Below are 26,228 nucleotides of genomic sequence, written 5' to 3'. Positions count from 1 at the left end.
TGATTATACAGTTTCTAATTTTTCTTCTTCCAGCTCTTTTCCTGCTTTTTGCATCTGAGCGGTAATGAAAGGGATACTATACCCTTTCATCAACATGTTCCAGTAAACCCAGCGGAATCCTAGTTTTCCCCAGTGGTTGACCTTGTTTTCCTTAAGGAGCTTCATTGGCCCGACTCCAGCGAAAGGAAAATTTCCGGGAACTGGCTGGGTAGTATAGTTGAAGTCTATCAGCATAGCTTTGCCGTAGCCTGTTTCCACAAAACAGTTGGCGTGACCATCGAAGTCCTCTTTGAGCGGCTCGCCTTCTAAATACCTCAGGATATTGTCGGTGAGCACCTCAGCCTGGAAGTGGGCAACAGAACCCGCTTTTGACGCCGGTACATTGGTTGCATCTCCAATCACAAACACATTTTCAAAATTGCTGGACTGTAGCGTGTGTTTGTTTGTTGGTACAAAATTGAGATCATCTCCCATACCTGACCTGGCAATCACTTCGTCGCCCATGTTGGTAGGAACTGTCACCAGCAAGTCGAAGGCAACCTCTTTATCGTCCCAGGATACAATCTTTCTATTTTCGTTGTCTACCTTGGCTATGGCAAAATCGGGCACGATGTTGATGCCTTTTTCTTCCAGCAAATGACCTAGTTTGGAAGACGCCACCGGCTTTGTGAAGGCACCGTCGAGCGGTGTCACATAATAAATGTTCACCTTGTCTCGTATTCCTTTTTCGTGGAAATACCAATCGGCAAGGAAGGCAAACTCAAGAGGTGCCACCGGGCATTTAATGGGCATTTCTGTAATATGGATGACCATATCCCCACCCTTCCAGTCACGTAGTTTGTCACGTAAGTTGCGGGATCCTTCGAAGGTATAAAAGTCGAAGACAGACTTATACCACTCGCTGCCCAGCATTCCTTCTACCTCACCAGGTGCAATCTGTGACCCCGTGGCTACAATCAATAGGTCATAGGGAAGAACCGTACCGTCTGCCAGTAGTACCTGATTGTTTTCAGGCTTGATAACGTCAATTGCTTTCTGAATATAGCTGACGCTGGCAGGCAAATAGTCTGTTCTCTCTCTGTATACGTCCTCTTCTTTGTAAATATCAAAAGGAAGAAATAAGAAGCCTGGCTGGTAGTAGTGCTTGTCGAATTGATCCACAATTGTGATGGCCCAATTCTTTAAAGACATTTTCTTCGACAAGTGATTAGCCATCATTGTGCCAGCAGATCCTGCGCCGAGTATGAGAAGATTTTTCATGACTTACTCTTTTTTGGTGGTCAGTGATACTAAGGTACTGCTCGCACAGATGGCGTATACTGACTCTTATCAGTCGAAAAGCTGACCTTTGTGGGAGGCTTGCGATGGGGGGGGGCTGGTGCAGGAAAAAAGGTGGCAAGGCGAAAAAAATAGCAGTTGGTGTTTTTCCAAATCTGCCCCGCTTGTCAACTGCACACCAAAAAATCAATCTACTACCCTACTTGTTAAACAGCTTGCTGCTTGATATCAAAATCATATGAGCACCAGAAAAATGCCTATTACCTGGCGATAAACATAAACTCACTCCCCTGGTCATCTGCTCCAAAAGAGCCAAACCTGGGCGTGGTCTGTAGTTTCTGCATGTACACATTTACTTCCGAAATAGTCAGCAGCCGGTCGCCTCCCCCGCTGGTCTTAAGCGCCTCAAGCATCCTCACAGCAAAAGGCGAGTGACTACCAGGCGTGCCATCGGGCACGTACTCCTTGCTGCCACTGGTTAGGTACTTTCTGGTTCTCAGCGATAGCTTTTTGACGATGAATTCGGAGTTGTCCATTTCCTCGTAAATACTTCTCGATGAAGCCAGCACCGGATCGAACGTGCCACCAAAGCACACATCCATCACCAGCATAATGTGCTGACACTTCACATTGTCGATGATATTTCGGAGTCGGCTATGGCTGATATAACTGTTCTTGCCTGGGTCATTGGCGATAGAATTACGGGCCACCACAAATCCTTCACCAAAGGTTTCGTCGTACTGCCCATGACCTGCAAAAAACACAAAAAGCTGGTCCTGAGGCTTGTAGCTCTTCTGGGCGTACTCCCTCAACGTATTGAACACAAGATCCTGACTGGCGTTTTCGACAATTCTTACTTCAAAGCCGTAACGTTCCTCGAGCTCCTGACCGATCGCTTTGGCATCGTAAATCGGATTGGTAAGATCACTCCAATTGTCGTACTTATCGGTAGCAAATAACACAGCGTAGTCCTTCCTGTCGATGGCGATGGCATCTTTGAGCGCATCCATACCCACAATCACCGACCTGTCGTCCGACACAATGCCTCCATCCACGTTTTCCGCAGTGATCCTGACATAGTTTTGACCATCGGCGAGGTACATGTTCTTCTCAAATTCAGCTGAAGTCGGGCTAAGCAATGGAATATCCATGGTAGCCATAGGGGCTTCATCCAGCGAAGTTAGTACCGAAAGCGTCACCCTTTTCAACGGCACTTTGCTTTGAACGTTGGCCTTGATATCCACCTTGTTCGCCTCACTGTTGGTGTACTCCAGGCGGGGCAGTACCCAATTTACCTCGGGCAGTACCGTGGCCTTGACGGGTTTTGTAAAATCCAGCGATACTTTGTTGGTTCTGTCAACCACCACCTGGCCATTGACTTGCGCTACAGCAAAAAGAACAAATCCAATGACAGCCAAAATTTGCTTTGTCTTCCTCATCGCAGAATTAGTTTTTTGTAAAGTGGTGCTCTGTTGTTGTCGTTAAAGCTCAATCGGTAAAAGAACATACCACTAACTGATCTCTTTTGCTCAACCCCGACGTTCCAGGTAAATTCATACACACCTGGTTTGTACTTGCCGCTGGCCAGGGTGCTAATACGATTGCCATTGATATCGAAAACAGAAAGATCAATATCCACCAACTCGTTGGCATCGCCAGGCAGCAGTACGGGAATCGTCGCCTGTGTGCTTGCAGGATTAGGGTACGCATCACCCAACAGCAGTTGATTGGGGATTACCTGGTTGCCACTGCCCGCAAAGTAGACTTCAAACCTAAAATCACCTTTGCTCAGGTCAACGGTGTGGCTATCTGTGGTTTTCATATCCACCAACTTGCCGCTTTGCTGATCGAGCAGGTAGAGACTGGAGGCTTTGTTTTGCAAAGCCCCCATGTCCCAGGTCAGGTTGGATGGTCCTGCTACTTTATTGGATGACATTGTAAAGCTCCAGGTGTGGTCGCTTTTGGTGGGGACCACGTCGGTGGAGAAGTAAGGGTAGAAATAAGCCTCGTGTGTGGTATACATCTCGCTGTAGTGGATAAAACGAGGGGGTACCATACCGTCGAATTGGTCTTTCAACTCCAGGGCATCTGGGTGCATGCCCACACCGCCTAACACCGTAGTCGTTTGTCCATCACTTAGTTGTAGCGGAAAGAGCCAGGCCATCTCGTCGATATCTGTACTTTCGATCCTGCCCTTACCGGCCAGAATTCTACCATTGGGCTTAGAAGCGATGGGGTCAATGTCCACTGAAGTGGCTTCTTCGGCGAAGACAAAGCCGCCAGAAAATGGCTGAACGACATCTGCAATGACCAATGCCGTGCCATTAAAAAGCCGGATAGGGTCAATACCCGTCTTGTCAGGATTGGCTGCCAGTACCTGTTCCCAGGAAATGGCCACCGTGTAGGGATTCCCGATCAGGTTCCAGCCCTTCAGCAGGGTCATGGGAAACGGTATTGAAGCAGTAGTTTGGCCCGCACCCACATTGATGCTCACTGCGGTTTTGGAATTGAACCAATAGGCTTCTCCTACCCTGACCTGCCCTGTGTTGAAGTTGACATAATCATTGGTGGAATTGCGGTAGCGCACTATTCTCCAGTCGAATTCATGGCGACTCTGGTCAAGGTCGGCAAAGATATTGCTCACCAGTTTATTATCGAGATCATAAGGAATAGTGAATAAGTTCCAGGTCAGGGTGGTGCCACCAAAGCGTTCAAAAGGAAGGGCAGGGCTGGCTGCCTCACCAAAGGATCGTGCAATACTTCCGGCCCTCGACTGCTGATCGCCTTTGGCATCAGTGGCGGTAATTTCAAACTGCACGCCCATTTCATCGAGCATTTCAGGACTGACTGTGAAGGAGTAGTTACCTGGGGATGTTTCAGAAAGTGTTTCAATGTTGAATTCACTTTCCAGCAACCCACGGTGTGTAGCCGTGACAACATAAGGCGCTGTCCCACCTGTGACAGAAATGCTTAGTGTTTGGGAGGTGGTGTTGTCTTGACGGGTCGCAAAGTCTATTGCTCCAATAGCCAGAGGACTTACTGTTGCATCATCAAATGTTGTAACGTTTACTATGTTGGAATACCCGGAAACACCTAGCGCACTCCTGGCCCTCACCCTGAATTGGTAGTTGGTGGTCGGCTGTAATCCTGTAACAACCACTTCTGTAGTTGTTAAAACAAATGGGTTGTATCCTGGAAGCAGGTTTACAAATTCATTGGAGGTAACCTCCAATTGATATTCGGTGGCGCCAGCCACCGCCCCCCAGCTTGCCTTGAAAGTGCCCGGGGTAATGTCTGCACTCGTTGGCTCAAACGCTAACGGATTATCAGGAATATCATTTACTGTAATAGTAATTGTTTCAGAATCAGTCACCAAACCATCCGATACAGTGAAAATTACGGTATAAGTTCCATCCTGTGACTCACCTGGTGTCCAGCTGAAAGTACCTGTAGCTGCATCCAGGGCCATTCCAGCATCCAGCGAGGGCTGATCGAGGCTGAAAATAAGGCTTTGCGCTGAGATATCTGAATCCGTGGCGGATACTGTAAAGGAAAGTGTTGCTAATTCATCAACACTTTTCGCACCAATAGACGCCAGTACAGGAGCGACGTTGACATCAGCCACCGTGACGGCTACAGTTTCTGAAGCCGACAGTAGGCCATCGCTTACAGTAAAAACAACATCATGGCTACCATCCTGAGACTCTGATGGTGTCCAAGCATATGCACCAGTAGTGGCATTGATGGTCATCCCCTTATCAAGCGAGGGCTGATCCAAACTATAGGTTAAATTCTGCGCAGGCAAATCAGAGTCTGAGGCCGCTACCGTAAAGGCGAGCGACACCAGTTCGTCCGCACTTTTTTCACCGATGGTTTGAAGTACGGGCGCCACGTTGATGTTGGCCACGGTGATCGTAATTGTTTCAACATCGGTGGCAACTCCGTCGCTCACGAGCACGTCCACCGTGTATTGTCCATCCTGTGATTCTGAAGGTGTCCAAGTGAAAATCCCAGTGATGGCATCAATTGTCATTCCATGACCCAACGATGTAGCATCCAGGGAATAGCTTAACGCCTGAGCTGGCAAATCTGCATCCGTTGCCGAGGCGGTAAAAGACAAGGGCACTAGCTCATCTACAGCTTTGGAAGTCAAAGCTGCTACAACTGGCGCTTTGTTTATATCCGTTACGGTGATAGTAAAAGTCTCCGAAACAGAAAAAGTGCCATCGGAGATCGAAATCACCACGCTATGGGAACCATCCTGGTCTTCCGCAGGCGTCCAGCTAAAAACCCCGGTAGTGGAATTGATGCTCATTCCTTTCCCTGTCGATGTAGCATCCAGGCTGTAATCTAAGGCTTGCAGGTCAACATCGGAGCCGACAGCAGTAAAAGCAAGTTCAATTTCTTCGTCAATGCTTTTTGCCCCTATAGCAGCCAGTTGCGGAGAGAAATTAACAGGAACGACTATGCCTTCATTGGCTTTTCCACCAGCGCCGGAAATAGAAGTGTAGATGGACAGACCAACGGCATCCGATACGATCCCACCTGTCCCGGTTATCGTGCCTCCGGTTGAGGTAGTAGATTGTTGTGCATAGTTTTGGTTCATTCCCAGCATGACCAAGATAAAAGTATAGATAGCTATATTCCTTATGCGTATCATTCTTGTTCCTTACGTCTATTTGTTACTTCCTGCTTATAGAAATTCATAATTCTTCCCTTTAAAAAGACCTCACGGCTCGCACAGCCTCAGGAGTACTTGCTGAAATCGTCTTCATCGTAGAAAGCTGTTCCCCATTAGACATATTTTGAATCCATGCTTCAAAGCTATTTTTCTCAGTCGAACTCCAGTAGCGTCTATCATTTACAAAGGCAGTTCCTCCGTTCTCTAAAGCGGAAGCATTAATTAAAGATCTACTTAGGTACAGTAGGTTGAGTTCATCTTTACTTGGCAGATACCAGTCAGTATAGCCGTTCAAATTCAAGTCAACACAAAGCCTGGCGGCAATTCCAGCAGTCGCACACCCGGCTACAATATCTAATGTATTTTGCATACCGGTTCCAATAGCAACACCATCGGCTCCAGCAATAGTTGTCCCCAAACAACCCCACAAAGCAAGATTGGACTGGTCAGTAACAGCTACAATAATGCCGTGCTGCTGATTAGCATCATAGCCTGGATCGCCTGACTGGAGAACATAGGCCACCACACCTCCAAAAACGTAATCTCCTATTTGAATAGGAATTGACCCAGCCTCCTTTAAGCTCTTAATAAGATAATTAAGTTGATCTTCCAGGTCGTCCACATAAGCTCTAGTAGCGGCATCTTGATCATTTAAAGGATCAGCTATATTACCCAGTAATTGATTATTACCATTCAAGTCATTAGCTGGCGCAGAAAATCCGCTGAGGGGAATATTTACTTTGTCCAAATCTGCGTCCATAATCGATCCATTGGCTATTTCATCACTGCCAACAGCGCTCATGGCCAGATCAGATGCTGTTAAACTGTTATCCAAAATTTCCGGGCTTCCTACTGCACCGGAAGAAATAGTAACCAAGCCACTATTGGAAATAGTCATATCGTCGCCCACTATTTTATTGGAAGATGCTCCTGAAGAATTACCAATTAATACTTTACCGTCTTCCAGCAACACTCCCTCCGCATTATTGGTATAAAGCGCATAGGGTACACTTAAGAATTGGGTTGTGCCAGAAATGGTATAATTACTGCCTCCTGCTGGATCAATTTCTCTTTTAAGGAAATACTTATCACCCAGCCAATTGATTGCTGTGAAATTATCTGAACTGCTTCCTGTGCCAATTTTGACCGTAAAAATTCCGTTGCCGTCTGTTGTTGCATTATGGGTCTCAACATAGACGATGCTTCCGGTCGCTGTAGTTTTGATGATACTAATACGCAAGCTTATAGTACTATTGGCAACAACTACATTGTTTGCGTTACGTACCAAACCCTGATAACTAATTGCACCGGGTACTTGAGCTTGGATAGTAACTAAAGCAAACATTAGTAACACGCTGACACTTATTTTTTTCATCAATAAAAAATTAGAATTCGTCAATCCTTCAAACACCTAACTGAGTTGCCATAATTTTTTGTGATACTAGCAGAAGCAGAAAAACCAGTGCTTGTCAAAGACATAGTCTTTACAAATCCACCTAAATCATCGGACATACTAAAATTGCCACTGCTACCAATCCCAGAAAAGGATCCATTGCTATTTCTTGACCCACCAGGCAACCCTCTGAATCTAAACTCATCAGTAGCGCCAGCGTTTGGAGCTGGCCAATAATTGGTGCCCTTTTGCCTTAGCTTATTTGATCGCTCAACTTCGGTACCTCCCAAGAAAGAAATTAGTGTGTTCCAATCGGACAAACTTGGAACATGCCAACCAGTTGGGCAGACGTTCTTGTTACCATTGCTGGAAGGATCGATAGCAAACCAATTGTAAAGCGCCCCATAATTTGCATAGGATGCCTGGTCATTTTCATACCAGCTATATCCCGGAGAGCTTAAATTCTGCCAAGCGTTATTTTCGGAAACTAAGGTGATTTCAGTCCCATCGTTGTATTTTGTAGTGGCGAGATTTCGATCAAACCAGGTTTGGGTACCTATAGTAACACTACTATAAACGTTGCCATCAACGTCTTTGGTAGCATACCCCTGTGCCAACTTCAATGAAATTAACTTTTCCTCTAAGGCATCTACATATGCTTTAGTTGCAACTTCCTGATCTCCAACCTGCTCTCTCAAATTGCTGATCTGCTGATTACCAAAATCCATTGAGGCTGTTGGGTCACCGAAACCACTTAGAGGAATAGCACTTTTGTTCAGGTCTTCGTTACGTATTGTACCGTCTAAAATCTCGTCACTTGTCACGGATCCGGTGGCCAGGTCATCCGCCAAAAGGCTGTTGTCTATCACTTGAGCACTGTTTACTATGTCACTCCCAATGACTATGCTGCCCGTATTGGTTATGGTTGCATCCCCTGTCATCACTACTGATGTTGCTTGATTTGAACTGTTGCCAACGAGCAAATGGCCATCAGACACTACTAACGTTTCGGTTGTTTTCGCATAAAAGGCAAAGGGCACGCTTTGTAACTCGTTTATGCTGGTGAGCGAGTAACTGGTTGCACCGGTTGGATCAATCTCTGCCTTCACAAAAAATGGCCCCATCGACCAATCAATATCAGAGAGATTATCCGTTGTGGCCCCACTACCTATGACCACTGATACAAATCCACTTTTGCTTGTCGACGTCGAATGTGTTTCAGTGTAGGTTATGCTTCCTGATTCATTGCCCTGCACAATACTTATTCTCAAACCAAGGTTGGCATTACTGAGAATGTTATTACCGGCATCCCGCACCACCATCTGATAAGGGAACTTCTCAGGGGTTTGAGCTCGAAGGCCATACCCTGATAATAAAATGATGATATATAAAAATCTTCTGACCATTATTTAACTCTTATACCTTAATTATCAAAAAGCTCGAACAGCCCGTACGTTAAGATTAGTTACACTTTTATCTGGGGCTACCGCTTGACCATTGCTAAGGTCCTGACCCCAGGCTAGCAGCCCTCCGTTTTCAGTGGAGCTCCAGTAGTATTCATCTGCTAAGGTGGCTCCACCACTAGCTATTGCCATTTTATTGAGATATAGTATGTTCAACTCCTCTTTACTTGGAAGATACCAGTCTGAATATCCGTTCAAAGTCAAATCATGACAAAGTCTAGCAGCAATTCCTGGAGTTGCACAATCGTAAATAATATCAAGGGTATTTTGGCTGCCAGTGCCAATATCGGATCTTTCCGCTCCTCTGATCCCTGTGCCGCTGCAACCCCATTCTGCACCCGAACTTTGATCTGAAAGCGCTACGACTAAACCGTGTTCTGAATCAGGATCGTAACCAGGGTCACCGGTTTGGAGCACATAAGCTATCACTCCTCCAAGAGCCAAATCGCCAACAGCATAAGTACCAGGAGCAATGATTTCTGGCTCGTTATCCTTTAGACATCGCACATTCCTACCCAGTCGCTTGTTGCCATTTGAACGGACGAGATCATCACTATTCGTATCCATGCCCCATGCCCAGTTTCCACTGATGTGCAAACTTTCAGTATTGGAATGTAAGCTTCCAGCTATTCCTATGTTTTGAAAAGCGCCAGAACCCACCCTTAGCCCGCCAGGAGTATAGCCAAATCCAGAAGAATTAGTTGCTCCTGTATTTGGACTTGACCAATTGGTTGTACCTTGTTCTTTAAGCTTCCCTCCTGCCACATCCAGGCCTCCCAAACTTTCCTCTAATATTGAAAACTCAAGATCTGTAGGGATATGCCATCCAGTAGGGCAAAGTTTTTCGGAAGCGACCGCATACCAATTGTACAGAGCTCCATAAGGGTCCCCGTTTGTGCCTTCGTTATTGTCGTACCAGCAATAACCAGGATTATCATACGTCCCCCAATCAGCATCTTCAGTAATCAGCGTGATATCTGATCCATCGTTATACTTAGTGGATCTTAAATTTTCCGCCATCCAGGCTTGACTGCCAATTTCAACCACGCTGTATTTGTTACCTTCAAAATCGGTTAGTATATAGCTGCCAGCAGATATTAATTCATTTTCCAACTGCATCAACCTCAGCTCTAAGGCATCCACATAAGCCTTCGTAGCAGCATCCTGAGTGGAAACAGGGTCCTTTACATTGGTGAAAGTTTTACCCCCCAGATCTACTGCCGATGTTGCAGGACCAAATCCACTAAGTGGAATGGCTGCTTTATTGAGGTCTATATTGCCAACTGTGCCATCGGCTATTTCATCTGTGGTCACGGAACCTGGTGCAAGGTCATCTGCTGTAAGGCTATTGTCAACAACTTCGTTGCTTCCAATAGCACCGTCGCTGATGCTTAGGTATCCTGCATTGGTAATAGTAGCGTCACCAGAAAGCGTTACTTCTGCGCCTTTCCCGCTGGTGTTTCCTATAAATAATTTTCCATCAGTGAGAGGAATATTTTTGGCTGCTTTGGAATGTAATGCGTATGGAACACTGAGGAGTTGGTCTACACCAGACATGGAATACGTGGCGCCACCACCTGGATCAATCGCTCTTTCCAGAAAAAATGGGCCAACCTGCCAATTTATCGCAGAGAAATCATCAGAGCTGCTGCCACCACCTACTTTTAAGCTAATCAGCCCGTTGGCATCGGTGCTTACTGTGTGGGTTTCGGTATAGACAACAGTGCCCGTGGCTGTCCCTTGCAAAATCTTCATTCGGACTCCTACTTGAGAATTGGTGATAATCTGGTTTGATGAATTCCGCACGACTGCCTGATAGCTAAAATTTTCAGGTGCCTGTCCGAAAGCGGATTTGACGATGAAAAACAAAAGAAGAAGGGCTATGTACTTTGTCTTGATCATTTGTAAGTAAATCTATATCTCATTCTTTTTTTACCTGGTCGGTGAAATTGGATCCCCTATCTTCTCTTCAGGAGCCTCGGCCCCACTTTGCGACACTATATACCCCACCCCTCCCAGCAAAGCCAAGCCCAATCCTGCCTTCATGATCAGTGGCACTTTACGCTTCACAATAAAATCCATCGTATAAACCACCTCATCCCTGTTCCGGCTGTCGCTGATTTTAAAGCGGTAGCGGCCAGGCTTTACGTCGTTTGGAATGATGATGGTGGTGTTGCCCACATTGGGGCGTTCGTCAAACACCTTGATCTTGTTATCCTCTTCGTAGAGTTCGAACAGCAGCACATTGTCGCCACGCCCGCCTGTCCAGGTGACGTCGTAGGGCTTGCCCCGCTTCAGCACTTTGTAATCGTCGAAGTTGTCGAGGGCAATGAAGGGCACATAGATATTGCCTTTTAGCTCGAGGCTTATATCCCCTGCAAAGCCGTCGCCCAACTCTTCTTTGGCATTCCAGGTGATGGTTTTGTTACCGCCGACGGCCAGGTCAACACCCACATCGCCACTCACCTGCGCCAGTGGCTGTATGTAGTTATCGGAAGAAGCGTACAGGTAAAGGGAATACTTCCTATCCAGCCGGTCGTCGTTCAGGTTGTACCTGAGCACCACTTTGCCATCGGGCTGCAGGGCCATTTGAGTGATGACAACGTCCTGAGCGTTTGAAGTAAAAACAGTGAATAAGTTACCCAACAAGAAACTGACCACCCGCTTTGCGGATGAACCAGTCATCATGCCAGACATATGAGGCGGTTGACAACGCTTGAATGACTTTGGAAGTTGTTGGATCATAGCTATTGAAGGTGGTGATTCAAAACTAGTCCCATAGCTGTTGTCAGAAATCGAACGCCTGTTACCAGTGACATCCGTCAGACATCCAAAAGTGCTCAATACTAGCTACTTCTACTGTCGATTTTGCGTCATCTTCTGTCAATATTCAGTCAAGACCAGGTTATTGCGGCGAAAAAAGAGAAAGGCAGGGGGTGGGTTTGCGGAGACAGGCTAGCCTGGCTGGTAAAAGTGAAACCGGTAAATGAAGTCTCTTATGGTGGTTACGATAGGCTCAAGTGCTTCTTAATCTGCCCCACTCTCGAACTAGCCACGGGCAGTTTCATCCCGCCAGTGAGTACAACTTCCGGCGTGTCTGAGAAAAGAAACTCGTCCACATCATTGAGATTCACGATGCACTTCCTGTGGATACGGATAAACTTCTTTCCAGGCAAGGCCTGCTCCATCGCTTTCATGGAACCTCTAAGCACGTACGATTCCTGGGTTCTCGTGTGGAGCCTCACGCAGTAGTCGTCGGCCTCTACCCAGCGAATATCGTCGAGTGCCACGACCCTGCTGCGGTTGCCAGTTTTGACAATAATGAACTGAGTAGCATCGTCGTATTGTTGGGCTTTCAGCTCCTCATACAACGACTGATTGCTAACCTTCATGGAGCTTAGCTCTTTCACCGTTAGCTCCAGCGTCTGTATGTTCACAAAAAAATGAAGCGTTATAATCAGGGAGGTGTAAGCCAAAAGAAAAATGGGGCCTTTTTGGAAAGTGTAGAACGTAAGCCCGCCAATAAATCGATCGATTGTGGCGGCCCCACCTTGAAAGAACACTTCTTCCAGCGCTATGAGAACAATGCAGACCAAAAGAATACCAAACACCCACCCAAGATAGATAAGTGTCTGACTTTTGTAGTCTCCCCCTTTGTCAAATGGATGCCGCAGGGCGAATACAATCAATGGGATTCCAGCCAGCGCCCAGATCAGCCAGCTTTTAAGGTGGCCAATGGTCAAATCAAGCAGCGTAATATTAGCGTTAGGGAAAAGGTTATACCTCTGAAGGTAATAATATTGCTGCGCACCCTCGAAAACGATAAGCGCAGCTATAATTCCAGCGATTATCAATACCGGCTTTATCCAGTTACTTCCTGAAATGGCATTATCGTATGACACCATATCTTCTTTTGAGACTTGTCAGGTTGGGTTTCAATGATCTTCTAAACTAGTCAATTGGATTTAAAAAAAATTGCGAAGCCTGACATTACGACCCCACGCCGAAAGTCACAAACCGCATTTTCTGTTTATTTTTGAGTATGGAGCAAATTTGCCTGGCACCTCCGGCGATAACGGTATCGTTGCTTGTGTTGGCCATTTGGTTGATAGCTCAATTTCCAAAAAGCTTAATGCTTCAAAAATGGTCTAATAAGCCTCCTTCATTTATCGATCACAGCCTTATCGCCACACCAAAAGTAGGATAAGCCTTCTTTTCTGATGGCGAATAGTTCATCGTGACATTGTAAAACACAGACCTATCTTTGTCCAAATTTTTTCGAATCACCCCAAACCCCAAATGTACAAGGTGTGCATCAAATCGGTCGTCATATACTGTGTCGTCTGAAACTTTCACCTTGTAGAAATCGTGGCTGTACAACGGCTGGATAACGAGCGTATTTGTTTCAGTAACGTCAAAACTAAAAGGAATACCGCCGACCAGCTGGGCAAATGTGGCTGTGCCATTTTCTACTTTGTCGGTGGAGGCGGCAAAGCCCGCACCACCATAAAGTGACAGATGAAAAACACCTTCATTAGGTAAAAGCGCATACTTGGCGAAACCGCTGAGTCCGGCACTAAAAAGGCCCAGGCCAAAAGAACCACCCACATCCAGCCGCTCTGCCAGGCCATACTGTGCCTGAATATTGATCCACGGCGCAGGCACTTTGAAGGGATTTAGCTTAACTGTTTGTGAGGCTGAGTCGGTGGTGTAAGAGGGAACCACATTGTAGGAAATGCCAATGGCACCATCGAATTCTTTCTTCCCAGCCGTTTTTCCATCCTGAAAGAGCACACCTGTACTCACACATCCGGTGCATAGCCCACCAAATAGCAGCATTAAAAAAATCAGTTTTCATAAGTCTAAAAAGTTGTACGAACAGAAATGTATTATGCATTATTCATGCCAGTTTGGCTCCCGGCCAGCAGCGGCTAAATCAGTTGGTTTGAATATTTATTGAGCTATATTGAGTCGGCTTTTATCAACTATCTAAACACCCCCAATGAAATTTGCTCTCACCTTTATCGCCTTTCTTGCCATCACATCAGCTCCCCTGTTCAGCCAAACGGCCGACGAAATTGTAGACGTTACCAAAGTATTTCTGAAAACGCTGAGCGCAGAAGAGCTGGAGCAGATTAGCTTACCGTTCGACGATCCGGGCCGGGAAAAATGGACGAATCTGCCTGTTGGCCTGGTGCCGAGGCCAGGCAAGCGATATGGCGACCTCTCAGAGGCAAGTATGCTTCAGTTTCACCGGGTGTTAACGACCTTGTTCAGCTCGCAGGGCTACCTCAAAGTCACCAGCATTATGAAGCTGGACGATGTCCTGAATATGGTATACGACTCCACTTTCAGCAGGGGGAAAATATCCAAAGAAGGGCTGGCGCAAATCAAGAAACTCGATTGGGAATACGGCAATTACTATATTTCTGTGTGGGGCACTCCCGACATAAAAGAACCCTGGGGGCTCAATTTGGGTGGTCATCACATCGCCATCAGCCTGTCGATGGCCGATGGTAGATATTCACTTACCCCGCTCTTTATCGGCACTGATCCTGCCGAGGTACGTATTACCAAATACGCCGGTTTGCGGGTATTGAGCAAAGAAGAAGACTATGGCTTTCTGCTGATCAACGCTTTGACTGAACAGCAAAAGAAAGTGGCTACATTAAGCCAAAAGGTACCCGGCGACATTATCACCAGCCCCAGCGGGCCGAAAAGAATTGACGACTACTACGGTATAAAAGCCTCCGACATGAACAAGGAACAAAAAGGGCTACTTGAATGGCTTATCAAAGAATATGTCGATAACCTGGAGCATGACGGTGCAAAGAGGGCTTATGACAAGCTGCTTAAGACTGGGATCGATAATATCTACTTCGCCTGGATAGGAAGCTATGAGGCGAGAAGCCCGCATTACTATATCATCAATGGCCCCGACTTCATGATCGAGTACGACAACGTGGGTTTTGACAACGACGGCAACCATATCCATGCCATCTGGAGGGAAAAAGGAGCCGATTTTGGGGAGGACATTCTCAAGGCGCACTATTTGGGCCACAAGCACTAAACAGAGGCATTTCCAAGTGCACTTGATTGTGCATGAGGATTTCCTATTTCACGGTTTTCTTCGGAAATACCTGCTACCTTTCGAACATGACCACCTACATCTCCATCCTCAGAGGCATCAACGTCAGCGGGCACAAGCCGGTGCCCATGAAAGAGCTGCAGACGCTGTATGAGTCATTGGGATACGAACAAGTGAAGACCTATATACAGAGCGGCAACGTGGCTTTTGCAACAAGCGAACAACAACAAACGCTGGTCAAAGGAAATATCGAAAAAGCCATCAGCCAACACTTTGGTTTCGATGTACCCGTCCTTGTTCGAACCAAAGCGGACGTACAAAAAGTGATTGAAGAAAATCCTTTTCTTAATGAGAAAGGCATCGAACTTGACAAACTACATGTGACCTTCCTTGACCAGTTGCCAAAGCAGGAGAACGTGGATAAACTGCTGACCTACGACTACGCCCCGGATCGCTTCGTGTTGACGGGAAAAGAAGTGTACGTATACTGCCCCAACGGCTATGGCCGAACAAAGATCAACATTACCTTTTTTGAATCTAAACTGAAGGTTGGGGCTACTACCAGAAACTGGAAGACAGTGAATGTGCTGGCTGAAATGGTCGGGATTAAAAAAGCTTAACAGACTTTGCCAGCTATTCCATTTCCCTGACCGTTACCGGTTCGCCGTTGGGCAAAGCCTCATACATCACATACTTCTTCCCATCTTCCTCCGTCATTCGCACAGCGAGTATAGTGTCGCCCTGTTTCACCTGCACCTTTTTCCAGTCAGGCACCAGTGTTTTGAGAGTCAGGTTATGCCCATACCACTTCGGATCAAGGGTATGTGTAAGGTTCACTACGATAGTGCTGCCATCAATCTTTGTGCTCACTTTCGCAGCCATGCGTTCTCTTATGTATTGCGTTACCTCCACAAACGGAGCCACCCATACGTAGTCTTTTTTAGCCGCCACGTACTCAAAGTATTCCCGTAGCTGCTCTTTAGGTTTGGCCTCCCAGCCAACACCCTCTACGCCGTGAAACACCAGCACCAGCCAGGTGTCATTGCGGGCGGCGGTAGTGTCCACCCACGACTTCATCAGCTCCATGGGCGTTTTAGACAAAGGCCCCCGCTGCCACTGCACATACTCCTTCCCGTCTTTTCCTTCAGCCGGCGACTCCTTCGCACCCCTGTTGAGCTCAGCCAGAAAGGGCTCAGGCATCCGGTTACGGGCCGATTCGTATACGCTAAGCACATATTCCATGGCGTGCTCATTCTCAGTGCCATAAGGCCCTTCAGCTGAAAAAATGTAGTCTTCACCTATCTGATTTTCAATCTCTTCCTTACTCTTTTCCAACTCGTACAATATGTTGGCCTCATCGAGGATGGCCAACCGGGGATGGGTAACCGTATGGCTGGCAATCTCATGCCCATTGGCGGCGTATTGACGGTACAGTTCCCAGGTGGTAGTATCGTTACCCTCTCTATAGCTGGTAGGTGGCCCTACCTTCCTGAGCTCACCAGCTCTGATCTTCGCATACCCTTCTTCGATGATTTCAATGGACTTGTCTACGTTTTCGGCGTCGACTGCCGCTCCAGCTCTGGTGTGATAATCGAGGCCGCCCTCATAACCCAGAAAGCCAATGGCAGAAGCTCGTTCAAGCAGATTGTCCTTGTTGGTTGGTATTTTGGCAGTTTCCGCAATGATCTCCTCTCCCGGCCTGCCGATAAAGGTGCCCCGGTACTGCGACTCAGGTATTTTGCCAGTGATGATGTAAAACGTGCCCTTCATGCCAAGCGAGTCGAGCATAGGCATGGCTATAGTGAACTGGTGGATGGTGCCATCATCGAATGTGAGAGAAACAGCTCCGGTTTTGTCTTGGTACCATTTGGCAACTTCTGTCTTTCCGATATCGGCATCCAACGATGGCTGACAAGAAGTTAAAATCGATACAATTGTAAAGGTAGCGAGGATGTGGTTCAGGTGTATTCTTTTCATCATAACATCAAATAACTACAAACTATGCCCCTTCTCCAACCAAGGTTACACCACTGGAAAACATTGAAACCTGACCTAACAAATTACTCCAAAATCGCCTGATACACCAGCGCTCTCAGCTTGGCCTGATCGTCCAGTCCAGCAGTCGGAATAAGTTGCTTGAAGTAAACCACTACCAACTCCTCTTTGGGGTCGACCCAGTAAGTTGAGCCATAGGCACCACCCCAACCATATTCGCCAACCGACCCGGGGATACCTCTTTCGCCTAAATCTTCCACGACGTAAAACCCGAGACCAAACCCTTGCCCGTCCCGAAACTCAATATCGCCTGTATGACTCACCGTCATCAGCTCAACGGTTTTTGGTGAAAGAATTCGTGTGCCATCGAGCTCACCTCCATTCAGCGTCATTTGAAGAAACTTCGCATAGTTGTCGGCTGTGCTCAACAAACCGGCTCCTCCCGAAAAGCTTGTTCTGGGCCCGTCCACATAGGCTCCCTGGCTTACCATGGTGCCGGTTACCGGTGACTTCTCTATTGGCTTGTCCTGAGACGCTGAATAAGCCGTTGCGAGCTTGCCCACCTTGTTCTTCGGTAGATAAAAGTGCGTATCATTCATTCCCAGCGGATCGGTAATCCTTGTCTTGATAAACTGATCCAGCGGCATTCCCGAAGCCTTTTCCACCACTGCACCAAGGATATCTGTGTTGTAGCCGTAAACAAATTTCTCCCCTGGCTGAGCATCCATAGGCAGTGAAGCCATTTTGGCAATAGTGGCACCAACAGACTCTTCCCTGTGGGCAAAATACCATCCCGTGATGCCTGCCTCTTCCCATTTATCTTTGGCAGGCCCGCCACCATAACCAATGCCTGCTGTGTGAGTGAGCAAATCCCTCAGCGTGATTTGCCTTTTTGCCGGCACAATCTCATACACACCATCTTCTTTGGCCACAGCAACCGTGGTCTCTTCAAACTCGGGTATGTATTTGCTTACGTTATCGTTTATCAAAAGCTTTCCTTCCTCCTGAAGCATCATGATCGAAACGCTAACAAGGGCCTTGGTTTGCGATGCGATTCGAAAAATAGCATCCTTAGGCATCACAGATTTGGACTCGATGTCCCTCAAGCCAAACGCTTCATGGTACACCACTTTTCCCTTGCGCATCACCAAAATAACATTGCCAGACATCTTTTTATCGTCTGCATACTGCCTGAAAACAGCACTGAGGCGCTGGAGTCTGTCCGATGACATGCCCACCTCTTCGGGTTTGGCAGTCGGCAGCGTTTGCGCATGGAGGTGGTGAAGTCCGACAAAAAGGACTAGCAGGGCAATAGAAATGCGTAAGAGTAGTTTATTTTTCATGGAAAAGTAGGTTTTAAAAGGGGTGATTATAACTATTATTCGAATGAATTCAAACGAGTAAATGGGTGAAGTCCCGCCACGCACAGGATAAAGTCAGTGATATTCCTTATTTTTATAAAACACCCTCAATGGTATGAAAAGGAAAAGTTTGTTCATCGGTTTTGTTGTCCTCGTTACCAGCGTCGGCTGCAACAGAACGGAGGAACCACCAAAAGACCCATTGGCTGGCTATACGTCGACCTACGAAATTATTCAGGGAGAAATCTGGGACGCATCCTGCGTAAGCTGTCACTCGCCCGGCACCACCTTTGCCAAGCAATCGGATCTGATCCTTTCGGCAGAGGAGTCGTACGAACAGCTCATCAACAGAGCCCCTAACAATGCAGCAGCCAAAGCCGATGGTTTGCAACTAGTTGGCGACAAAGGCATTGAAAGTCTGTACAAGAGCTTCCTTTGGGAAAAAATCAATGTGCATGATCAGGAGCATTTTTACCAGGATCACCCGCAATATGGATCTCTTATGCCACTTGGAGGTGTGCTGACCAACGGTGAGCTTGAGTTTATCAGGCAGTGGATCATTAATGGCGCTCCGAAAGACGGAGAAATCGTTGACCGGTCGATTCTCAACGACACCACTACTTTTGAAGTGCTTCCTTTTGAGCCGCTGGCATTGCCTACGGAAGGCATTCAGTTCCATCTCGGGCCTTTTGATGTGCCAGCTAATACAGACAGGGAAATGTTCTCTTATAAGCTGCTCAACAACCCGGAACCCATTTTCATCAAAGAGGTGGAGTTCAGCATGAGGCCTGGCAGCCACCATTTTATCCTTTACAACTACACGAACAACATCCCGGAGCTCTTCGTGCCCAAGTCCGATTATATCCGGGACGTGTATGATGCCAAAGGAGAATATGTTATCTCAACTTTGCTGGTCATGGCCTATCATCAGTTCGTCACCGGCACGCAGTGGCCCCGCATGCGTTATGCATTTCCGGAGGGAGTGGCTTTGAAGGTGCCCGCCAACTCCGGCTTCGATATGAACAGCCACTACGCCAACAAAACTAATGACGTGGTTGTTGGCGAGGTGTATGCCAATATTCACACAACAAAAGAGGAAGAGGTGGTGCACATAGCCGAAATCCTCAACCTGAACAACGACAACATCAATATACCTGCAAAGACGAAAACGAGCCTTACCAAAGAGTTTCGCTTTGATGAGGAGAGAACAATCTTCCAGCTTTGGTCGCACGCACACAGCCACATGACCGAGTTCCGGGTGTATGCCATAGGCGGCGAAAACGACGGCAAGCTGGTTTACATCTCCTACGACTGGGAGCATCCACCAATTCTGCAACTGGATCCGCCGCTGGTGATTCCGGCTAAAGGTGGCCTGAAACTTGTGACTACTTATGACAACCAGGAAAATCGTAGCCTGCATTTCGGACTCAGAAGCACCGATGAAATGATGATTCTGTTTGGAGCTTATTACAAAGAATAGACTGTGCCTTTAAAAGTATATCTTCTCATCTTATTACTACCCTTTTCGCATTTATGCCGGGGGCAGATTGAAGTCGACACTTCTTTTAGGTCCATTTCACTGAAGCTAACATTGGGTGATGGATACAGGTCCTTGACCTTTCGGAAAAACGGTGAGTCAGACACGGCAATTTTTCTAAATTACTTCGTTAGTAAAAACACCCAGGGCAAGACAAACCTGTCCGACGAAATACCTAACATCCGCACACTTTGGGACAGTGCTGCACAGCTCATCCCTATTCGCTTAACATCGGCAAACATTGGCTATCCGCTGGAATACGACGACGTGCTCCAAAACCAAATAGCCGCCTTCAATGCTTCCAGTGAGTGGAAAGCGCATGTGAACAAAAATGGAAAGAAGCTGGATTATAAATTGATCAGACAGGTCATGATCGATCATCATGTTTATGGCCCGTTTGAAGATTTACTTTCCGACTACGGCTATACGCTGACTGATCTTTCGACGGAAAAGCATGGATTCGTGACTAACGAAAAACTAAAAGAGCTGGGCAGAAGCCCAGATGAGGTAATCCCTGTGCCTTATATGGTTTGGCTGGCCATTTCAATACAATAGATTTATTTACACAAAAAGGAATATGTTCGGTAGCGAAATACTATATTTCTCTAAAAAATATACTGTACTGAATAATTAATTCACAACAAGATCACTCTCAAATTGATTTTCAGTAGCTAATTTACCAACCGAAAAACTTCATCATTATGCAACGTTTATTAAAACAATTTTTTGCTTGCTCTGCTATTTTTTACCTTTTGACTGCCTGCGGGGGCTCAGGCCCTGCCGCCAGAAAAGACGACTTTAGCAGCCCCAAGAATCTCTATGTAGATTATATTTCCTCTTTCACGGGTGGCGTGATTTCACGCACCTCATCTATCCGAATCCGACTCGCCAAATCCGCTGGAGATTCGCTGGCAGGCAAGGCAGTTGAAGATTCCTTCTTTAAGTTCTCGCCGTCTATGAAGGGGACGGCCCTTTGGGAAGATAACCGTACAATTGTGTACACTCCATCTGAATATCTCCCCAGCAACACCAAATACGAGGCTGTTTTCAGTTTGGGCAAAGTGCTCAAGGATGTGCCCGGCGACAGAAGTGAGTTTAAGTTCACCTTTCAAACACTCATCCAAAATTTTGATGGAATAGTTAACAACCTCCAGCCCTACGACAAAAAAGATCTTAAGAGAATGAGGATCGACGGCCAGGTGCAAACCGCTGATTTTGCCGATATTGAGAACGTAGAGAAAGTGTTGAAAGCCACCCAGGGTGGTAAAGACCTGAAGATTACCTGGAAACACGGCGATAACAACACACACAGTTTTGTTGTAGAAGAAGTTGTCCGATCTGAAAAGGAAAGTGCTGTAACCCTGGCTTTCAATGGTGCCTCGATTGGTGCTGAAAAGTCGGAAGAACAGGAGGTGAAGGTGCCTTCGCTGAGCGATTTCTCAGTACAGTCGAGTAAATTTGTGACCGGAGCTGAGGACTACATCTCCATCTTGTTTTCGGATCCACTGGATGACAAGCAAGCACTTCAGGGGCTGATCCAACTAGCTGGCAACAGCAACAGACATCGGACAGTTATCAGCTTGAATGAACTAAAAATTTACCCTACCTCTACTCTTCAGGGGTCAGTAGAAGTCACCGTTCACAGCTCCCTCAAAAACATAGCTGGTTACAACCTGAAGCAAGACTACAGCACAAGCCTGGAAATGGTGCAGGTCAAACCAGAGATTCGACTGGTCGACGACTCTGGAAAATCCATTCTGCCCAGTACAAATGGAGTCATACTGCCTTTTGAAGCGGTTGGGCTAAGCGCCGTCGACGTCACCGTTACCCGGGTGTTTGAGGACAACATGCTGCAATACCTGCAAACAAACAACATGGGTGGCCGCTACGAGCTTCGAAGAGTAGGCCGCCCCGTCACCCAAACTGTTATCCAGCTCAACAACTCTGGCGTAACAAACCTCAACAAATGGAACCGGTTCACACTTAATCTTGAGGAAATTATTAAGACTGCTCCCGGGGCGGTTTATGAAATAAAGATAGGCTTCCGCAAAAAATATTCTCTCTACTTCTGTACTGCTGAAGGTGGCGCTATTGAAGAAATGGATGATATAGAGGAAGACTGGGGAGCGGAAGAGGAAGAGTCGTATTGGGACGGCTATGAGGACTATTACAACGACGACTACCGCTATGAAGACCGGGATAACCCATGCACCAGTTCGTACTACGGAGATCGCCGTTCCATCAGAAAGGTGCTTTTCTCTTCAGACCTGGGGCTGATTGCCAAGAAAAGAGACGATGGTAACCTGCATGTGTTTGCTACTAACCTGGTGAACGTTCAGCCCATGTCCGGCGTCGACGTGAAAGCCTATGATTACCAGCAGCAGCTGCTTAGCTCAGGCCAAACTGATGGAGATGGCAAAGTGATCTTACAAGGCAAGGGGAATCCTTTCGTTATTATCGCCAAAAAAGACAATCAGGTAGGCTACCTGAAAATTGACGATGGCAGCTCCCTGTCACTCAGTAATTTTGATGTCACTGGCGAGCGGATTCAAAACGGACTCAAAGGTTTCATATATGGCGAACGTGGTGTTTGGCGACCGGCCGACACCCTGCATCTTGGGTTTATTCTGGAAGACATTGAGGAGACGCTCCCCTCGGCGCATCCTGTGATTATGGAGCTGTGGAATCCCATGGGGCAGCTTTACTCCCGCAAGGTGAGCTCTCAGCCGGTGGGTGACATGTATCGCTTTGACCTGCTCACAGACAAGGACGCCCCTACGGGAAACTGGTTAGCCAAAGCCAAAGTAGGCGGTGCCACCTTCAGCAAACAGATAAAAATAGAAACCATCAAGCCCAACAGGCTTAAAATAGAGCTTAATTTCAACAAAAGCGTGTTCACCTCCTCCGACCAGCAAGCATCCGGCGACCTGAACGTGCGCTGGTTGAGCGGTGCCAAGGCAGGCAACCTGAAGGCGGAATTCGAACTGGTTTTGTCTCCTATTAAAACCACTTTCAAAAAATACCCTAACTACAGCTTCGACGACCTCTCCAAGGATTTCTACTCAGAGCGGGAAATGGTGTACGAAGGCAGGGTGAATGCTGAAGGATATTCCCGGATCAACATCAATTTGGGAGAGCCGAACAATGCGCCTGGTGCTCTCAATGCCAGGTTCCTCGGCAAGGTATATGAAGAAGGGGGCGATTTCAGTATCAGCAATGTCAGCATGCCTTACTATCCGTACTCAACCTTTGTGGGCGTGAAAACTCCTGAAGGCGACAAAAGAGGCATTATCCTTACCGATAAAGACCACGCCATCCGCATCGCATCGGTCGATGCCGACGGCAATCCCATCAACCGACGCAATGTGAAGGTACAGCTCTTTAAGCTGGACTGGAAATGGTGGTGGGACAATTCCTATGACGCCATTAGCAACTATGTGGGCCGTTCGTACCGTGACCCTATCAAAGAAGGCTTTATAGACACCAACAACGGTGAGGGCTCCTGGAACCTTCGGATAGACTATCCACAATGGGGCCGGTATTTCGTGCGGGTGGAAGATCCTATCTCAGGGCACTCGGCTGGTCAGGTGGTGTACATCGACTGGCCAGGCTGGGCCGGCAAAGGCAAAAGAGGTGAGTTGGGCGGCTCGTCCATGCTCGACTTTGGCATCGAAAAAGAAGAATATAAGGTAGGGGAAAAAATCGCTTTGTCTATACCCTCTACAGCTGGCAATCGCATACTTGTCAGCCTGGAGTCGGGGAGCAAAGTACTTCAAACCTTTTGGGTGGAAGCCAAGGAAGGCAACACGGCCATTGACTTTGAAGCCACCAGCGACATGGCACCCAACTTTTACGTGAGCCTCACCATGCTGCAACCTCACGGGCAAACTTCTAATGACTTGCCCATCAGATTATATGGGGTGCAGTCTGTGAAAGTTGTTGACCCCGGCACCAGGCTTGAGCCAGTGATAGCCATGCCGGACGATTTACGCCCTGAGCAGTCTTTCACCATCGGAGTATCAGAAAAGGGTGGCAAAGCCATGGCCTATTCCATTGCCGTTGTCGATGAAGGATTGCTGGATATTACGAACTTCAAAACCCCTGACCCCTGGAACTCCTTTTACGCCAGAGAGGCATTGGGCATCAAAACCTGGGACGTGTATGACGATGTGATGGGCGCTTTTGCGGGCAAAATTGAGCGCCTGCTGGCTGTAGGAGGTGACGGGGAGATTGAAGCCAAAGAAGAAACCGAAGCCAACAGGTTTAAGCCGGTCGTTATGTACCTGGGGCCGTTTTACCTTGAAGCGGGCAAGTCGGCCAAGCACAATCTCAAGTTGCCCCAATACATCGGCAGTGTAAAAACCATGGTCATCGCTGCCAACAACGGAGCATACGGATTCGCCGACAAGGCGACGCCTGTGAAGCAGCCGCTGATGATATTGGCTACCTTACCGAGAGTAGCCGGGCCAACAGAAACCATGAAACTGCCTGTTAACGTCTTTGCGTTGGACAACAATGTTAAGAACGCCAAAATAAAAGTAGAGGCAACAGGCACTCTGGCTCTCGATGGTGCCGCCGAGCAGTCTGTGACTTTCACAGGGCAAGGCGACAAGGTTATTTACTTTGACCTGAAAGCGAAAGAGGTATTGGGTGTAGGCAAAGTGAAAGTAACGGCCACGTCGGGCAGCCTTACTGCCAGCTACGACATTGAGATGAACATCATTCCACGCAACCCACCGGTAACGCAGGTCGTGGAAAGGGTGCTTGGTGCGAGCGAAAACTGGAGCCTCGACTACACGCCAATTGGACTGGCAGGAAGAAACGAAGGGGCCATCGAGCTAAGTACTCTACCACCGTTGAATATTGAACAGCGTCTGGGTTACCTGATCCAGTACCCACATGGCTGTATCGAACAAACCACCTCGTCGGTATTTGCGCAGCTCTATCTTGATAACCTGACTACCCTGCCAGATGACAAGAAAATGCAGATACAAAAAAATATCGATGCTGCCATCAACCGGCTGAAAAGCTTCCAGTTGAGCAGCGGCGGCTTCTCGTACTGGCCCGGCAACAGCTATGCCAACTTCTGGGGCACCAATTATGCTGGTCATTTCCTGGTTGAGGCCCGTAAAAAAGGCTACAGTGTGCCCGAAGGCATGCTGGCTTCCTGGATCAATTTCCAGACCCAGAAAGCAGACGCATGGGGAAGCCTTAGCGGTGAAGACGACAACGACCTCATCCAGGCCTACAGGCTGTATACCCTGGCACTGGCTGGCAGCCCTGCAGTGGGCGCTATGAACAGGATGAAGGAGAAAGTAAACCTGCAAAGAGAAGCCCGCTGGAGACTTGCACTGACTTATGCATTGGCTGGATTTGATCAGCAGGCAACCGGGCTTGTCGAAGGGCTTTCGTCAGATGTTGAACCTGACAATAACAGGCGATACTACTACACCTATGGCTCACCCATGCGTGATCAGGCGATGATAATGGAAACACTCCTACAGCTCAAAAGGAAAGAAGATGCCTTTGGGATACTACAGAAAATAGCCAAAGAAATGGGAGATAAAGACAAATGGATGAGCACACAAACAACGGCTTATTGCTTTATTTCTATTGCCAAATATGTGCAGGACTTTCCTTTGGATGAATCGCTCACTGTCGCTTTGGAGGTAGGCGGAAAGCTTTCTCCAGCGGGAGGAAAGGACTATGTGACCCAGGTATACCTTCAAACACCTGACAAACAGCAGCCCATCAAGATAACCAACAACGGAAGTGCTCCCATCTTCGCAAGAGTCATCCGCAAGGGTGTTCCCATTGAAGGAGGTGAAATTGCAGGTGAGAAAAACCTGAGTATGATCGTTAGCTACAAAACCATGGACGGCGACGGGCTCGACGTTAGCAGGCTAAAGCAAGGGACCAACTTCATGGCAGAGGTTGTCGTTCGAAACCCGGGAGAAAAGGGACTGTACAAAGACATGGCGCTCACTCAACTGTTCCCTTCAGGTTGGGAAATCATCAACACCCGACTGGAAGGCACAGAAGATGCGAGCAATGGGCAAAAACCCGACTATACTGACATTCGTGATGACAGGGTCATGAATTACTTCGACTTGCAGGCAAGCAAACAAATAGTAATCAGGGTGTTGCTCAATGCATCTTACCAGGGGAAATTCTATATGCCTGCCACCTCTGTCGAAGCCATGTACGATGACACCATCTACGCCCACAAGGCCGGAAGGTGGGTAGAGGTGATCACCGATAAATAGGGGAAACGAGTAGCAAACAGATGGCCTCTCCTATTTTAATAGAGGCCATCTGTTTTTCTTATATCAGCTAAACTTTGCTTTCTTTGACCTACCTCAACTCTGTATCCAATTAATCGCTCTGACTTTTAGTAATAAACGTGGCTGGTTCAGTCCTCATAAATTTATT

General features: G+C 47.4%; 16 protein-coding genes. 5 read left to right on the top strand and 11 right to left on the bottom strand.

Annotated features, from left to right (window positions below; all coding sequences use genetic code 11):
- Positions 1-3: 3 nt before the first annotated feature.
- The 9 genes from sqr to RIG68_RS20580 form a co-directional block, all read right to left on the bottom strand.
- A complete protein-coding gene (gene sqr, locus RIG68_RS20620; RefSeq protein WP_350126634.1) occupies positions 4-1,260 on the bottom strand; it encodes a type III sulfide quinone reductase, selenoprotein subtype in 1,257 nt (418 codons plus the stop codon).
- 278 nt (positions 1,261-1,538) lie between these two features.
- On the bottom strand, positions 1,539-2,717 hold the full coding sequence (locus RIG68_RS20615) for a caspase family protein (RefSeq protein ID WP_350126631.1): 1,179 nt from the start codon (positions 2,715-2,717) through the stop codon (positions 1,539-1,541).
- Positions 2,714-5,938, bottom strand: coding sequence for a putative Ig domain-containing protein (locus RIG68_RS20610; RefSeq protein ID WP_350126628.1), 3,225 nt, complete (start codon positions 5,936-5,938; stop codon positions 2,714-2,716). The genes RIG68_RS20615 and RIG68_RS20610 overlap by 4 nt, the downstream gene beginning before the upstream one ends.
- Before the next feature lie 58 nt (positions 5,939-5,996).
- Positions 5,997-7,334, bottom strand: a complete 1,338-nt coding sequence (locus RIG68_RS20605) for an Lcl C-terminal domain-containing protein (protein ID WP_350126625.1) — start codon at positions 7,332-7,334, stop codon at positions 5,997-5,999.
- 20 nt (positions 7,335-7,354) lie between these two features.
- Entirely contained in the window at positions 7,355-8,758 is a 1,404-nt protein-coding gene (locus tag RIG68_RS20600; RefSeq protein ID WP_350126622.1) for a fibrobacter succinogenes major paralogous domain-containing protein, read from the bottom strand.
- Between the two features lie 24 nt (positions 8,759-8,782).
- Positions 8,783-10,717, bottom strand: a complete 1,935-nt coding sequence (locus tag RIG68_RS20595) for an FISUMP domain-containing protein (RefSeq protein ID WP_350126619.1) — start codon at positions 10,715-10,717, stop codon at positions 8,783-8,785.
- Positions 10,718-10,747: 30 nt separating this feature from the next.
- Positions 10,748-11,512, bottom strand: coding sequence for a hypothetical protein (locus RIG68_RS20590; RefSeq protein WP_350126616.1), 765 nt, complete (start codon positions 11,510-11,512; stop codon positions 10,748-10,750).
- 308 nt (positions 11,513-11,820) lie between these two features.
- Positions 11,821-12,720: a LytR/AlgR family response regulator transcription factor gene (locus tag RIG68_RS20585; protein WP_350126613.1), complete on the bottom strand. Its 900-nt coding sequence runs from the start codon at positions 12,718-12,720 to the stop codon at positions 11,821-11,823.
- A 268-nt stretch (positions 12,721-12,988) separates the two neighbouring features.
- Positions 12,989-13,654, bottom strand: a complete 666-nt coding sequence (locus tag RIG68_RS20580) for a hypothetical protein (RefSeq protein ID WP_350126610.1) — start codon at positions 13,652-13,654, stop codon at positions 12,989-12,991.
- A gap of 163 nt (positions 13,655-13,817) precedes the next feature.
- Here RIG68_RS20580 and RIG68_RS20575 point away from each other — a divergent pair, with 163 nt between their 5' ends.
- The gene (locus RIG68_RS20575) at positions 13,818-14,885 is read left to right on the top strand and encodes a DUF3500 domain-containing protein (RefSeq protein WP_350126607.1); all 1,068 of its coding nucleotides are present in this window, start codon (positions 13,818-13,820) and stop codon (positions 14,883-14,885) included.
- A gap of 32 nt (positions 14,886-14,917) precedes the next feature.
- A complete protein-coding gene (locus tag RIG68_RS20570) occupies positions 14,918-15,523 on the top strand; it encodes a DUF1697 domain-containing protein (RefSeq protein WP_350126604.1) in 606 nt (201 codons plus the stop codon).
- A gap of 13 nt (positions 15,524-15,536) precedes the next feature.
- Here RIG68_RS20570 and RIG68_RS20565 read toward each other — a convergent pair whose 3' ends face one another.
- Positions 15,537-16,883 (bottom strand): polysaccharide deacetylase family protein, encoded by a 1,347-nt coding sequence (locus RIG68_RS20565; protein ID WP_350126601.1) that lies wholly within the window; start codon positions 16,881-16,883, stop codon positions 15,537-15,539.
- 80 nt (positions 16,884-16,963) lie between these two features.
- On the bottom strand, positions 16,964-18,241 hold the full coding sequence (locus RIG68_RS20560; RefSeq protein ID WP_350126599.1) for a serine hydrolase domain-containing protein: 1,278 nt from the start codon (positions 18,239-18,241) through the stop codon (positions 16,964-16,966).
- A gap of 133 nt (positions 18,242-18,374) precedes the next feature.
- Between RIG68_RS20560 and RIG68_RS20555 the strand changes: the two genes are divergently transcribed.
- The 3 genes from RIG68_RS20555 to RIG68_RS20545 all read left to right on the top strand — a co-directional run bounded on the left by RIG68_RS20555 (position 18,375) and on the right by RIG68_RS20545 (position 26,062).
- Positions 18,375-19,739 (top strand): hypothetical protein, encoded by a 1,365-nt coding sequence (locus tag RIG68_RS20555; RefSeq protein ID WP_350126596.1) that lies wholly within the window; start codon positions 18,375-18,377, stop codon positions 19,737-19,739.
- Positions 19,740-19,742: 3 nt separating this feature from the next.
- A complete protein-coding gene (locus RIG68_RS20550; RefSeq protein WP_350126594.1) occupies positions 19,743-20,351 on the top strand; it encodes a hypothetical protein in 609 nt (202 codons plus the stop codon).
- A 146-nt stretch (positions 20,352-20,497) separates the two neighbouring features.
- Complete coding sequence (locus RIG68_RS20545) at positions 20,498-26,062, top strand: alpha-2-macroglobulin family protein (RefSeq protein WP_350126591.1); 5,565 nt, start codon at positions 20,498-20,500, stop codon at positions 26,060-26,062.
- The last annotated feature ends 166 nt before the right edge of the window (positions 26,063-26,228 follow it).

This window comes from Imperialibacter sp., assembly GCF_040222385.1.
In the GTDB taxonomy this organism is placed as follows: domain Bacteria; phylum Bacteroidota; class Bacteroidia; order Cytophagales; family Cyclobacteriaceae; genus Imperialibacter.
The sequence above is the reverse complement of the archived record's forward strand: the minus strand, read 5'-3'. Positions and strand labels throughout refer to the sequence as shown.